General features: G+C 57.3%; 15 protein-coding genes. 8 read left to right on the forward strand and 7 right to left on the reverse strand.

From position 1 onward, the window contains the following. Positions 1-5 precede the first annotated feature (5 nt). Positions 6-1,298 carry an MFS transporter gene (locus ACR0IO_RS06945; protein WP_480740346.1) on the reverse strand — a complete coding sequence of 431 codons (1,293 nt, stop codon included), beginning with the start codon at positions 1,296-1,298 and terminating at the stop codon, positions 6-8. Positions 1,299-1,655: 357 nt separating this feature from the next. On the opposite strand from ACR0IO_RS06945, the gene ACR0IO_RS06950 reads away from it, so the two are divergent. Further along, positions 1,656-2,735, forward strand: coding sequence for an anhydro-N-acetylmuramic acid kinase (locus ACR0IO_RS06950; RefSeq protein ID WP_480740854.1), 1,080 nt, complete (start codon positions 1,656-1,658; stop codon positions 2,733-2,735). Here the strand turns inward: ACR0IO_RS06950 and ACR0IO_RS06955 are convergent. After that, positions 2,732-3,622 (reverse strand): fatty acid desaturase, encoded by an 891-nt coding sequence (locus ACR0IO_RS06955; protein ID WP_480740349.1) that lies wholly within the window; start codon positions 3,620-3,622, stop codon positions 2,732-2,734. The genes ACR0IO_RS06950 and ACR0IO_RS06955 overlap by 4 nt on opposite strands. Positions 3,623-3,679: 57 nt before the next feature. After that, positions 3,680-4,099, reverse strand: a complete 420-nt coding sequence (locus ACR0IO_RS06960) for a cupin domain-containing protein (RefSeq protein ID WP_480740352.1) — start codon at positions 4,097-4,099, stop codon at positions 3,680-3,682. Positions 4,100-4,186: 87 nt separating this feature from the next. Between ACR0IO_RS06960 and ACR0IO_RS06965 the strand changes: the two genes are divergently transcribed. Next, positions 4,187-5,605 (forward strand): protein adenylyltransferase SelO, encoded by a 1,419-nt coding sequence (locus tag ACR0IO_RS06965; RefSeq protein WP_480740354.1) that lies wholly within the window; start codon positions 4,187-4,189, stop codon positions 5,603-5,605. A 6-nt stretch (positions 5,606-5,611) separates the two neighbouring features. Here the strand turns inward: ACR0IO_RS06965 and ACR0IO_RS06970 are convergent, their stop codons facing one another. Beyond that, the gene (locus tag ACR0IO_RS06970) at positions 5,612-6,583 is read right to left on the reverse strand and encodes a cation efflux transmembrane domain-containing protein (RefSeq protein WP_480740357.1); all 972 of its coding nucleotides are present in this window, start codon (positions 6,581-6,583) and stop codon (positions 5,612-5,614) included. A gap of 147 nt (positions 6,584-6,730) precedes the next feature. On the opposite strand from ACR0IO_RS06970, the gene ACR0IO_RS06975 reads away from it, so the two are divergent. The 6 genes from ACR0IO_RS06975 to ACR0IO_RS07000 all read left to right on the forward strand — a co-directional run bounded on the left by ACR0IO_RS06975 (position 6,731) and on the right by ACR0IO_RS07000 (position 11,285). Then, positions 6,731-7,435: an endonuclease/exonuclease/phosphatase family protein gene (locus tag ACR0IO_RS06975; protein ID WP_155150789.1), complete on the forward strand. Its 705-nt coding sequence runs from the start codon at positions 6,731-6,733 to the stop codon at positions 7,433-7,435. Positions 7,436-7,522: 87 nt separating this feature from the next. Then, positions 7,523-7,936, forward strand: coding sequence for a Fur family transcriptional regulator (locus ACR0IO_RS06980; RefSeq protein ID WP_480740360.1), 414 nt, complete (start codon positions 7,523-7,525; stop codon positions 7,934-7,936). Positions 7,937-8,073: 137 nt separating this feature from the next. After that, positions 8,074-8,955, forward strand: a complete 882-nt coding sequence (locus tag ACR0IO_RS06985) for a DMT family transporter (RefSeq protein WP_480740362.1) — start codon at positions 8,074-8,076, stop codon at positions 8,953-8,955. Positions 8,956-9,100: 145 nt separating this feature from the next. Beyond that, positions 9,101-10,378: a phosphopyruvate hydratase gene (gene eno, locus ACR0IO_RS06990; protein ID WP_480740366.1), complete on the forward strand. Its 1,278-nt coding sequence runs from the start codon at positions 9,101-9,103 to the stop codon at positions 10,376-10,378. Positions 10,379-10,426: 48 nt separating this feature from the next. Continuing rightward, positions 10,427-10,966 carry a GNAT family N-acetyltransferase gene (locus ACR0IO_RS06995; protein WP_480740369.1) on the forward strand — a complete coding sequence of 180 codons (540 nt, stop codon included), beginning with the start codon at positions 10,427-10,429 and terminating at the stop codon, positions 10,964-10,966. Positions 10,967-11,117: 151 nt separating this feature from the next. Further along, positions 11,118-11,285 carry a hypothetical protein gene (locus ACR0IO_RS07000; RefSeq protein WP_170330782.1) on the forward strand — a complete coding sequence of 56 codons (168 nt, stop codon included), beginning with the start codon at positions 11,118-11,120 and terminating at the stop codon, positions 11,283-11,285. Here ACR0IO_RS07000 and ACR0IO_RS07005 read toward each other — a convergent pair. The 3 genes from ACR0IO_RS07005 to mazG form a co-directional block, all read right to left on the reverse strand. Next, positions 11,282-11,731, reverse strand: a complete 450-nt coding sequence (locus ACR0IO_RS07005) for a GNAT family N-acetyltransferase (RefSeq protein ID WP_155150776.1) — start codon at positions 11,729-11,731, stop codon at positions 11,282-11,284. The two genes, ACR0IO_RS07000 and ACR0IO_RS07005, sit on opposite strands and share 4 nt — an antisense overlap. Next, positions 11,728-12,669, reverse strand: a complete 942-nt coding sequence (locus ACR0IO_RS07010) for a nucleoside hydrolase (protein ID WP_170330780.1) — start codon at positions 12,667-12,669, stop codon at positions 11,728-11,730. The genes ACR0IO_RS07005 and ACR0IO_RS07010 overlap by 4 nt, the downstream gene beginning before the upstream one ends. Positions 12,670-12,732: 63 nt before the next feature. Further along, positions 12,733-13,599, reverse strand: coding sequence for a nucleoside triphosphate pyrophosphohydrolase (mazG, locus tag ACR0IO_RS07015; protein ID WP_170330778.1), 867 nt, complete (start codon positions 13,597-13,599; stop codon positions 12,733-12,735). Between the last annotated feature and the right edge of the window lie 40 nt (positions 13,600-13,639).

A 13,639-nucleotide genomic window follows, 5' to 3' on the forward strand; every position in this document is an offset into this window, starting at 1 on the left:
TGACCTTATTGCTGCGTTGTTGCACCCGCAGTTTTGGTAGGCGGTAGACCAAAGGCATAAAACATTGCGATCAGGTTGAGAGCCGCAAGGACAATGAGCGGTGTGACCGGGTCGTGAAAATGCGCCACCGCACCAAGGATCGCGGCGAATACCATGCCGACAACCCCGGCACTGACATCTCCCAGAGCAACAAGATAGGGGCGTTCCTTTTCGTTGGTCTTTTCGATGATGTAGAGGTAGCGGCCATAGATCACACCGTTGCCGCCCAGCGACAAAAGCATGATGACCAGCGCATACAGCCAGACGTTTTGGGCGTAGCCGGTGAAGGTGAATCCCAGTGCGATGATGGCCGAAAGTGCAGAAATCAGACAACCCAGCCACATCACGGGTTTGACCGAGATACGCCCACTAAGCCAACCCCAGACAATCGATCCGATCACAACGCCCGCGCTGGCACCGATTACAAAATAGCTGAGCGAGTGTTTCGTGCCCACGTGGAAAGTTGCTGCGTGGATCGTGTAGAAGGGCATGGCGAGTTCAACCGAGACAAACAGCAAGCGCGCGAACAGGAATTTGCGATACCATCTGTAGGCCATGCCTGTTTTGAAGCCGGTGACAAGCTCGGCCATCGGCTTCGGTTTTTTCACCTTGGGGGCAGGGTGAAGTCTCTCTTCCTCGAATATGCGTACGCCGGCAAAGCTGATGCCTGCAGCAAACATTGCTGTCACGCCGCACCACATGACGACGATGTGACGTTGCATCGGTTGGTCTGATACCAAAAGATCTTTGGTAATCCAGACCACAATGATGGCCAGAATTCCCGAGATGGTGGCCTGGGCGAACACCATGCGGTTGCGCTTGGCGTCGGGGATCGAGATCCCATAGATCTGACTGGTGCCCAGGCTGGTGATACCCTGGCATAACCCCATGACCACTGCTGTTGTCAGGAACAAAAGAACGATCATGACATTGGGCAGATCGGTCGCGAAAAGGGCGACCATCGCCAGTACCGCGCCAGTCAGGATGTTGGGAACATAGACGGCCAGCTTTGCGCGGGTGGCGCGGTTGATGAAGGGCGACATGAAGATTTCGGCGATCAATCGCGACCCGGTGACAAAGGGAAGCAAGAGCCCGGCAAAGAAGGTTGGCGCCCCCAGCGCAAGGTAGAGAAAGGGCAGAACGAGTGTCGGATTGACCAGTTGCCCACCGATCGTGGCCAGCGCACCAGACCAGAAGATCAGCTGATAGTTTCTGCCCTCTGCCGGGGGGCTTACCTTAGGCGTTTGCGTCTGTGCCATTTATCAATGGGCCATCTACCGTTTGATCCAAGCCCGCACGATACCGTCTGCTCCGGGCCAGCTATGACTTAGTTGAACGATCTGTGTGAGCAGAATGCTTGCCGATTTATTAACTTGTTGCAACGATCACGGGGTTTTCGAGTTTGGTGTGCCGAAGCGCAGGCCCATTTTCAGGTGTTGGACTTGGGCCTCTCCGCACAAAAAACACATTCCCCGGTATTCATGCGCCTTGCCTTGCATTTGCAATCGCGGGCAGGGTGAACACGCCGTATTGCAAGAGCCATACGCAGCCAAGCAGGAGAGAACGTGGTGAAGCAAGCCATCAAACGGGTTGGGGCGATCAAGGCTCTGGGTGCGATGTCAGGCACCTCGCTGGACGGTGTGGATGCCGCTGTGGTCGAAACAGACGGGCAGTCCATCTTTGGCTTCGGAGAGTCGCGGTATCGGGCGTATTCTGATGAGGAGCGTACAATGCTGCGTGGCGCGCTTGGGCAGTGGCACGGGGCAGAGGTGGAAAAGGCCAGTGAATTGGTCACCCATGCTCACGCAGATGTTCTGTCCGAATTCGAAGATGTGGACCTGATTGGCTTTCATGGTCAGACGCTGGCACATGAGCCGCGTGGTCGGGGGACGCTGCAGGTAGGTGACGGCATCGGATTGTCGCAGGCGCTGGGTTTGCCGGTGGTTTGGGATTTCCGTAGTGATGACGTTGCCATGGGGGGCGAGGGTGCACCCCTGGCGCCGTTTTTTCACTTCGCCTGTGCCAAATGGATCGGTGCCGACACACCAATCTGCTTTCTGAATCTGGGTGGTGTCGGGAATCTGACTTATGTGGACCCGTCCTTTGATGGTCCGGAAATGCCGGGGGCATTATTGGCCTTTGATACCGGGCCTGCAAATGCGCCGGTAGATGATCTGATGCAGGCACGCTTGGGCAAACCGATGGATCGGGATGGCGCTGTTGCCCGCGGAGGCACGGTCGAGACCGGAGCGCTGGAGTTGTTTCTGGCTGAACCGTTCTTTGCCCGGATGCCGCCGAAATCGCTGGACCGCAATGACTTTGCCGAAATGATTGGTCTGGTGAAGGAACTCAGCGATGCGGATGCAGTTGCGACGCTGACCGGGATGTGTGCGGCTGGCGTTGCACAGGGAATGGAACACTGCCCGAAACCGCCCGCACGGGTTTTGGTCACGGGCGGCGGACGACACAATCCGGTTCTGATGGAGATGCTGCGTGTCTCGTTGGATTGCCCGGTTGAGCCTGTTGAGGCCGTCGGGCTGGATGGTGACATGCTGGAGGCGCAGGCCTTTGCCTATCTCGCCGTCCGGGTTGCGCGCGGGATGCCGACCTCTTGCCCGGGAACGACGGGTGTGCAGGCGCTGGTGGGGGGCGGTGTTGTTTCTGCCCCGATGCGAGGAGCAGTCAGCAGTGCTTAACGCGTGATCGATCGCGCATAGTCTGCAGAAAATTCAGTATATCCGTCTGATGTCGACTTCAGGTGTTTCTGTGTCCATTCATGGAACACCGGAAGCTGATGGAACGGGACGTTCGGAAAGGAATGATGCTCGGCATGGTAGGGCATGTTCCAGGCCAGAAAACGGACGATCCGGTTGGTAAAAGTAGTTCGGGAGTTTTCGAGCATATTTGCCACTGGCGGGCAGAGCCCGTGTTCAGCCAACAGATAGATGCGCAATACCGGTTGCGCGACGAGAACGGGCAACAGCCAGACCCAGAAAAGTGCTGGTGAAAAGAACAGGCTCAGGGCGGCAAGCGCATAAATGCCGAGGAGAATGCGGGCTTCAGTCTTCATCGCGCCATGCTGGCGTGCTGGCAGATAGGGGGCGTCGATACGACCCAGTGCGTTCATCACCAACACTTTTGCCATTCCGCTCCAGTAGAACCAGCCGCTCAGGTAGATCAACAGACAGCCCCAGCTGTCGGGGCGCGGTTTTCCACCAAGCTCGGGGTCGCGCTCTGGATCGTTTGTCCATTTGTGGTGCGCGAGGTGGAAATACCGGAACCACACAAAGGGCAGGGCGATCGGAACTGAGATAAGGTGCCCGACTGCCTCATTCAGCCAGCCCGACTTAAACGGCGTCTTGTGAGTGCATTCGTGGCTGAGCGTGAACAGAAACACCAACAGGATGCCTTGCGGCAGGATGAGCAGAGGCCAAAGGGGGACCTGCATCAGAATTCCAGTGCTGATCACCGCTATTGCAGTGAAGTAAAGCACCAGATGCTTCAGCCCGGCTATATCCGAGCGTTGTTGCAGCTGGTCTTTGGCTTCCGGTGGCAGCGAGGCTATCAGGGCGCGGTGATCCATAACGTGACATTAGATGTCCAGTGAAATGGATCAAGCCCTTGTCGCGGGCGCTAGGGTCTAACCGCGCGGGATGTCGAAATCGGGCTCTGCCAGTTCGAAACCATCGAATTCGAACCCGGGGGACACCGTGCAGCTGACCAGCGTGTAGTCGCCGGTGGTGCGGGCGGCTTGCCAATGTCCTTTGGGGACAATCAATTGGGGGGCACCCTGAGACAGGTCCGGAGACAACAGATGTTCGGTGGCCGGCCCCTGATCGGTTTCACTGAGAGACAAGATCAGCGGTGCGCCAGAGTGATACAGCCAGATCTCAGTCGCATCGACACGGTGCCAGTGGCTGCTTTCTCCCTCCCGCAGCAGGAAATAAATACATGTGCCGGTGGCACGGCCTTCATTGTCGGCTCTCCATGTTTCCTTGAACCAGCCACCCTCGGGATGTTGTTGCAGGCCGAGGTGGTCGATGATGTCTTGCGCTGTCATTGGGATCCTCTTGTATTTTCGCGCGATTATGCACGGGACAGGACGATCCGCTATGGCAATCGTCAGCACAGGCCATATGTTTGCGACATGACCCTGACGATCCCCTTCGACAACAGTTACGCCCGGCTGCCGGACACCTTTTATTCCCGACAGGCCCCCGAGCCTGTACGTGCGCCGCATCTGATCGCCTTCAATGAAGATCTCGCCAGAATACTGGGGATCTCGGCCGGAGACGTGAAAGAAATGGCCGAGGCCTTTGCAGGAAACTCTGTGCCTGATGGGGCAGAGCCTTTGGCGCAGCTCTATTCCGGGCATCAGTTCGGGCACTATAACCCTCAGCTGGGGGATGGGCGTGCCGTATTGCTGGGAGAGACGGTAGGCACCGATGGTATCCGGCGGGACATACAGCTGAAGGGGTCAGGCCGTACCCCTTACTCCAGACAAGGAGATGGACGCGCCTGGCTGGGGCCTGTGTTGCGCGAATACGTCGTGTCCGAGGCGATGCACGCGCTGGGCATCCCGACCACCCGTGCGCTGGCGGCTGTTGAAACCGGCGAGGTTGTCCTGCGTGAGGGACCAATGCCCGGTGCAGTGCTGACCCGCGTGGCGCAGAGCCATCTGCGCGTGGGTACATTTCAGGTGTTTGCCGCGCGAGGGCAGCTGGACAGTCTGCGGCGGCTTACTGAATACGCCATTGCCCGCCATTATCCCGAGGCGGAAGGGCCCATGGGATTGCTGCGCGCAGTAAGGGATGCGCAGGCAAGCCTTATTGCGCAATGGATGAGCGTGGGTTTCATCCATGGGGTTATGAATACCGACAATTGCTCGATCGCTGGTGAGACCATTGACTATGGTCCCTGCGCGTTCATGGACACATATCATCCCAACACGGTCTATAGCTCGATCGACCGCATGGGGCGCTATGCCTATTCCAGTCAGCCTGAAATCGCGGTGTGGAATGTCGCACAACTGGCTACGGCGCTGATCCAGCAGATGGAAGACAAAGAAGCCACTGTTGAGGAAGCGACCGAGATCGTTCATGCGATGCCAGCACAGTTGCAGGAAAACTGGATGATGAGATTCCGTGCCAAGATCGGTTTGGCAACAGAGGACGAGGGCGATCTGGACTTGCTGTCTGATCTCCTCACCCGGATGGCGCAGAACCATGCGGATTTCACTAACACCTTCCGTGCGCTGGGCAGCGACAAGGCACGGGATCAATTCACCGACCCTACAGCCTTTGACGATTGGGCCGAGGGTTGGCGCGTGCGACTGCAGCGTGAAGAGACACCGCAGAGGGTCATGAAAGCAGCCAATCCCGCCTTTATCCCGCGCAACCACCGGGTCGAACAGATGATCCAGGCTGCTGTGAAAGGCGACTATGAGCCCTTCCACAGGCTGGGTTCGGTACTGGCAACGCCATATCTCGATCAGCCGAAGAATGCAGACTTGACCCGCCCACCAACAGAGAGCGAAGTGGTACATGCGACGTTCTGCGGGACCTGAACCAGTTTACTGGCTTGTCTGATAAGGATTGATGGAATCTGGCCAGCGTCGTGGGTGTTTTGTGATCATCAGAAACACATCCGATCCATCAATCGCCTTGCGCGCATCGCTGATCAGGCGAAGATTCAGGTCGTCGATCTGCTCGGCGGTTACGGGGCGGCCGGGATCGTAATAAACGGTTACGAGGAAAGAGCGGCCCTGTTTGGTGACTGACATGTCCTGCAGGGTGCCGCCGTCTTCGGTTAGCGTTGCGCGCAGCGCACGACGGGCCGTGGCCAGATGCTCGGGGCTGGCGACGACATTTGCCAGCTCTCCCAGACCACCGCGAAAGTCGCGCACATAGGAACCTATGGCCAACAGGCAGAGCAACAGTACGATGATCGAGTCGCCAATTGGTGCGATCGGGGCCAGTGGTCCGTCTCGGAACATATAAATGGCTCCCAACCCGATGCCGGCGGCGGCCGTGATCAGCCCATCGAACAGCGCCGCTTTGGATTCAAGCCTGAGGATCGAGCTGACCTTACCGGTCTTGCGCCATGTGAAATGATGGAATGCCCAGAGGAACAAACAGGTTAGTCCGATAACAACGAAATAGACGAACATCGGTGCGAAGTTCAGCGGCTCGGGCATCATGCCATTGAAATAGCTGTAGATGTTCTTGGCGGCATTCGTGATCGCGAACAGCACAAGCCCCAGCAGTGACAGAGACCTGAAGGTCGAAAAGATCGCCTCGTCCGCAGCATAGCCAAAGGGACGCAGTTTGTCGGGACCTGCATCGACACGCTGGCTGATCCGACGCCCCAGAAAGGCCGATCCGAACCCGATCAGCGAGAACAGGCCGTCCATCATGATCGCGTTCGAATTGGACAGCACACCAGCAACGATCCCTGCTGCGGCCATGAACAGATTGCCCCACATTGCGATCACCAGAGAACGACCTTCCAGACGTTTGGTGTTGCTTGTGTTCTGTGTTGCCATTTTATGCGATCCCGATGTGGTCTCAGACGCTTCATCAATAGCCATTTAGGCAAGTGGGGCCAACACTTGCGCGGATGTTTTGAAACTCGGGGTTGCACTGCGTCGAAGGCAGGGCAATCTTAGGGCTGAACGATATTTCAGGACATCATGACCCGAGCATCGACCTTACGGCTGGCCAGCTACAACATACAAAAATGCGTCGGGCTGGATTTCCGCCGTCAGCCTCAACGCATCATGCAGGTGCTGGATCGGTTGAAGGCCGACATCGTGGTGTTGCAGGAGGCTGACAAGAGACTGCCGCCACGGCCAGCCGCGCTGCCGCATTTCATGCTGGATGAGGCAGGTTGGCAGATTGTTGATCTTGGCGGGGCTGGAAGCCTGGGTTGGCACGGGAATGCCGTGATCTGGCGGGGGGAGGGGATCTCGGTCCAGCAGACCGGTCATCATGAACTGCCAGGGCTTGAGCCGCGCGGGGCCGTGCGGGTTGAGTTTGATACGCCCATCGGACCGTTGCGTGTGATGGGGATGCACCTTGGTCTGTTGCCTGCGTCGCGGCGTCAGCAGATTACCCATATTCGCAGATGTGACTCGGATCTGAATCAGATGCCAACAGTTTGGGCCGGGGATTTCAACGAATGGTCTCGGCAGCCCGTGCTCGATAATCTGGCCCCGGATATGCGGTTCCTGCCGCCAATGCCCAGCTTTCCCGCGGCGCAGCCGTTGGGGGCACTGGATCGTATTGCATTGGGTGATGGGCTGCGCGCCATGGCGCATGGTGTGCACGGCGAGCGGCCTGCGCATATCGCCTCGGACCATCTGCCGATCTGGGCAGACCTTCAGCGGGTTGCGTGAATTGCCCTGCCGTAAAGCGCATTTCCCCTGTGGCGCAAGCGCGCCAGACGTACTAAGACAGAAACCCGAACAAGTCTGAGGGGTATCATGTCGGACACGATCATCGCACGTTGCGAAGCCAAAGGGCTGCGCATGACCGGTCAGCGCCGGACCATTGCCCAGGTCCTTCAGCAAAGCGAGGATCATCCTGATGTCGAGGAGCTTTACGCCCGCGCCTCGGCGATAGATTCGGGTATCTCGATTGCAACGGTCTATCGGACCGTGAAGCTGTTTGAAGAAGCCGGCATTCTTGAGCGGCTGGAGTTCGGTGACGGGCGCGCGCGATACGAAGACGCCGAACGGGACCATCACGACCACCTGATCGACATGCAGTCCGGAGAGGTGATCGAATTCGTCGATCCCGATATCGAGGCATTGCAGGAAAAGATCGCCGCAAAGCTTGGGTATAAGCTGAAAGGTCACCGGCTGGAGCTGTACGGCGTCCCGCTGGAGCAGGACTGATCCATCACGAAACGCGATTGGTCGCCTCACGGCAATTCATCAAACCTGTCGTAATATGGCTTGCTACGTCGCAAAAGTTACGCTTTTGCTGACGTAAGGGCGCAGATTTTTGTCAGCCCATCCCTACGGACACGCGCATGAATAACGTAAACGGCATTTTGCTTATCATCGGATCGATGGCGGCCTTCTCACTTGAGGATATGTTCATCAAGCATCTGTCGATCAGTGTATCGACGGGGCAGATCATGATCGTGTTGGGTCTGTTCTGTGGGCTGGTTTTTGTACTGATGTCTCTGGCGACCCGTAAACGCATCTTTGATCCCGTGGCGTGGCAACCGTTGCCATTGGCCCGAGCCGGGGCCGAAGCGGTTGGTGCTTTGACCTTTGTTACCGCGCTATCGCTGGTCGAGTTGTCCACGGTTGCTGCAGTATTTCAGGCGATGCCGCTGGCCGTAACCATGGGCGCGGCGCTGTTTCTGGGTGAACATGTCGGATGGCGGCGCTGGAGCGCGATTGGTATCGGCTTTGTCGGTGTCCTGATGATCATTCGTCCCGGGCTTGAGGGTTTTGAGCCCGAGTCGCTGTTCGTCGTAGCCACCGTGATTGCTATCGCCGCGCGAGACTTGCTGACACGTAAACTGGATGTTCGTGTACCTTCATCCGTTGTCGCTTTGCAGGCCTATATCGCTGTCGCGCTGGCAGGGGTTGCGTTGATGGCGTTTTCAGCACAGCCGGTCGTGCCGTTGCAGGCGGTACAGGTTGGTCCTTATCTGGGTGCCATCGGCTTTGGAGTTCTGGGCTATTACGGCATTGTAACAGCCATGCGCATCGGAGAGGCCTCGGCCCTGACGCCGTTTCGCTATACCCGTTTGGTCTTTTCGATCGCCGCCGGGATGCTGATGTTTGGGGAACGCCCCGATGCGATGACGATCGCAGGTGCATCGCTGATCATCGGGTCGGGCATGTACACCTTTATCCGTGAACGCAGGCTGGCGCGCGAAATGGCGGTCGCAGCCTGACGGATCGTCGCACGTTGGCGCAAACAGGAAAATGTTAGCCCTAAAGGCCGGAAAATAGGCGTGTTAGCGATAACGGAGCCGGTTTACTTTTTGCCCGGTGCTGTTATGAGGCATGCAACCAAAGTCATCTTTAGGGACCGGTATCATGAGCACCATCATCGACATCCACGCACGCGAAATCCTGGACAGCCGGGGTAACCCCACTGTTGAGGTGGACGTTATTCTGGAAGACGGCACCATGGGCCGTGCCGCTGTACCTTCGGGCGCGTCGACCGGTGCCTATGAAGCCGTCGAAAAACGCGATGGTGACAAGTCCCGTTATATGGGCAAGGGCGTGCTAGAGGCCGTGGCAGCAGTGAACGGCGAGATCGCGGAGGAACTGGTTGGTTTTGACGCGACCGAGCAGGTCGCCATCGATCAGGCGATGATCGAACTGGACGGGACCGAGAACAAGGGCCGTCTGGGCGCCAACGCCATTCTGGGTGTCTCGCTGGCGACAGCCAAGGCTGCTGCGGATTTCACCACACAGCCTCTGTATCGTTATGTCGGTGGCACTTCGGCCCGTGTTCTGCCTGTTCCGATGATGAATATCATCAACGGTGGTGAACACGCTGATAACCCAATCGACATTCAGGAATTCATGATCATGCCGACGTCTGCCGCGAATATCCGCGAAGCCGTGCGCATGGGTTCTGAGGTCTTTCACACGTTGAAACGTGAGCTGTCGGCGGCTGGTCTTGCCACCGGTGTTGGCGACGAGGGCGGTTTTGCCCCTAACATCGCATCCACCCGCGAAGCACTGGATTTCATCCTGCAGTCCATTGAAAAGGCAGGTTACAAGCCAGGCAAGGAAATCCACCTGGCGCTGGATTGCGCAGCAACCGAATACTACAAGGACGGCAAATACGTCCTGTCGGGCGAGAACATCTCACTGACCTCTGAGGAAAACGCTGAGTATCTGGCGGCTCTGGTCAAAGACTACCCGATCATCTCGATCGAAGACGGTATGTCCGAAGATGACTGGGACGGCTGGAAAGCCCTGACCGATGCCATCGGCGACAAGGTCCAACTGGTGGGTGACGACCTGTTCGTGACCAACCCTGCACGTCTGGCCGAAGGGATCGAGCGTGGCTGCGCGAACTCGATGCTGGTTAAGGTGAACCAGATCGGATCGCTGACCGAAACGCTGCGCGCCGTCGATATGGCGCACCGCGCACGTTACACCAACGTTATGTCGCACCGCTCGGGCGAGACCGAGGACGCAACCATTGCTGATCTGGCGGTTGCAACCAACTGCGGTCAGATCAAAACCGGCTCGCTTGCGCGATCGGACCGGTTGGCCAAGTATAATCAGCTGATCCGGATCGAGGAATCGCTGGGCGAAGTTGCCGAGTACGCAGGCGCGTCGATCCTTCGCAAATAACTACTGTGATGCTATCTTGATACCTGGGTACTTCCCGGGGATCGTATTTTGCTGAGTATTATCAATCCAGAAACGCCGGACCAGCTAGACGCGGTTCGGCGTTTGTGTTGGGAGTATCGAGATTTTCTGCTGACGCTGGACGAAAGATCGGTGCAAATCGTGCAGGCTGTCTATCCACAGGAAAAGTATACCCGCGTGTTGGAGGCGATCGAAACCGATCACATGCCGCCCTCTGGTGGGATGAGGTTGGCGTTGTTAAATGGACAGCCGATAGGGTGCGGGATGTTTCACACGCTTGAACCCAGGGTGGCAGAAATCAAGCGAGTGTATGTCAACGAGCAGGCACGCGGCACCGGCGCGGGCTGTGCGATCATGCTAAGTCTTATTGAACAGTGTCGGAGCGATGGATTCGAATACATTCGGATGGACACGGGAAAACCTCTTGAGGCGGCGACTCAATTGTACCTGTCTTTAGGCTTTCAGTTGCGTGACGCGTATTCAGATCTGCCAGAGATTGTCGAAGGCCATCTTCTGTTCTTTGAAATGTCACTATGCCCGGATCAATCTGGGTCGGACACTAAGGGTTAAGATATCATTTTGAAATTTTGACCTGCTGGGTACCAAAAGTAGGGCTATAGGCAAATATTCGCCGACATAAATATCCTTATGTGTGAACCTGTACCTAACGAGACAGGCGCATCGTGACCTATGTTGCTTGCATTGCAGAAAGGAGAACACGATGCCTGTATCCAAATTCCTTCTGGTAATTTCCGCCCTCTCTCTGGGACTGATGGCTGCCTGTGCAGGCCCGGGAACCTATCCGATCACCGGTCAAAAGGTGTCGTCGGATGACCCGGTTCAGGAAATGTACAATCCAAATGTGATCTTCCGCGGGGAGTCTCGCTAGAGCTTCTTGCTCATGAGCGCATAGCGGTCGCGCAGCTTGAAGCCTGTCCGAAGATAGAGCTTTTGTGCTGACTCGTTCGTGCGGTCGACTTCCAGATGCAGGGCGGTCAGCCCTGCACCAGCCAGCGCCTTGGGAAGTTCAAGCAGAACCTCTGTGGCAATTCCACGGCCTCGGACTGCAGGGCGGATGTAAATCTCATCCACAAAACCGTCCATTCCGCCGAATTCGACGGACCAGCCGAATGTCAGGATGATATAGCCCAGTGGCGCGCGGCCCGGCCCGATGAGATAGATGCAGCCATGAGGGATGCCTTCGAGCAGGGGGAGCAGCGCTTCGCGCAGTTGATCGGCATCCTGTTCGATGCCTTCCTCGGCGTGAAAGGCAGAGACGAGGGTCATCAGACGGTCAAGATCGTCCGGGCGGGCGAGGCGCAGTGCGGCAGTCATAGCCGCGCCAGCCGTTCGGTGAGCAGGTCAAAGAACCCGTCCGCATCCACATCGCCGATAAACAGGGCGTTGGGTTTGCGATCTGTAACGCCCCACCAGTCGGCGACGGTCATGCCCATAGTCAGTTCGGACTGGGTTTCAATTTCGACGTTCACGTGCCGACCTTTAAACAGCTCGGGCTTGATCAGATAGGCTGTAACGCAAGGATCATGAAGTGGGGCACCCGCGCTGCCATATTTTTCCTTGTCGAAACGTTCGAAGAAATCGGTCATCTCGGCAACAGCAATACCAACCTTGCTTCCCAGTGCACGGAAGGCGTCGTTGCGGGGCTTTGTAACCAGCGCCTTGTGCGTCACGTCCAGAGGCATAACAACAATTGGAACGCCAGATTTAAACACAATGTCAGCGGCTTGCGGGTCAACGTGAATGTTGAATTCAGCCGTGGGGGTGATGTTGCCAACCTCGAAATAAGCGCCACCCATCAGAATGATTTCCTGCACGCGTTCAACGATGTCAGGCGCTTTCTGAAAGGCGGCTGCGATGTTGGTCAGAGGGCCCAGCGGACAGAGGGTGACGGTACCCGGCTCATGCGTGCGTAGGCTGTCGATGATGAAATCGACAGCATGGCCTTCGGTCAGTTCCATTTGTGGGTCGGGCAGATCAGGGCCGTCGAGGCCAGTTTTGCCGTGTACATGTTCAGCGGTTACCAGAGGGCGGTTCAGCGGTCGATCACATCCGGCATAAACCGGCACATCGGTATGGCCCGCCAATTCGCAAACGATCCGCGCGTTTTTGGCGGTCAGATCCAGCGGCACGTTACCTGCGACTGCGGTAATGCCCAGAACCTCGATCTCTTCGGGACTGGCCAGCGCCAGCAGGATCGCGACGGCGTCATCCTGTCCGGGGTCTGTATCGATGATGATCTTGCGCGCAGTCATGGGTGGCCTCCGGGATATTGAAGGACGGACACTGGCAAGTGTCGCCGCTGTTGTCTAGCAAATTTACGCGCTTCCACGGGCCGTGTTTGCCATTGCTGGCGGGAGTTTGCCGTTGGCGCGATGTTCTTCGGTTTTGACCTCGTCCCAAAGAGCATCCATTTCCTCGAGGGTGCTGTCCGTCGGGGTTTTACCCCGATCAGCCAGCCGTGCCTCGACTTGCTCGAACCGGCGGGTGAACTTGGCGTTGGTGCGTCGCAGAGCGGCCTCGGGCTCGATACCCAAATGACGACCCAGATTTACCATCACAAAGAGCAGATCGCCGAATTCATCCTCAAGCGCGTCTGCGTCCATACTTTCGCGCGCCTCTTCCAGCTCGGCGGCTTCTTCGGTGATTTTGGCCAGCACGTGGCTGGCATCGGGCCAGTCAAACCCCACGCGAGCCGCACGCTTTTGCAATTTGTGCGCCCGCAGGAGGGCCGGCAGGTTGGCAGCTACACCGTCCAGTGCACCTTGCTGTTCCTTGCCTGCGCGTTCGGCGGCTTTGATCGTTTCCCAGTCCTTCGTCTGCTGTTCAGCCGATTTGTCGCGGGATTCATCGCCAAAGACATGCGGATGGCGGGCCACCATCTTGTCGGACATGGTCCGCACCACATCCTGAAACGCGAAATGACCGGCTTCTTCGGCCATTTGGGCGTGGAACACGGACTGGAACAAAAGGTCGCCCAATTCGCCCTTCAGTTCATCCCAGGCCTGCCGTTCGATGGCGTCGGCGACCTCATAGGCTTCTTCAATCGTATAGGGCGCGATAGTGCCGAAATCCTGCTCGATATCCCACGGACAACCGGTTTCCGGGTCACGCAGACGACGCATGATTTCCAACAAACGTTCGATACCTGCGTCCGAGTTATGGATCAGCGGATTTTCAGCCATTGCGAAGCCCCTTATTCCGGTGTCAGATGCATCCATCTCG

Source organism: Ruegeria sp. CE12 (genome assembly GCF_056537525.1).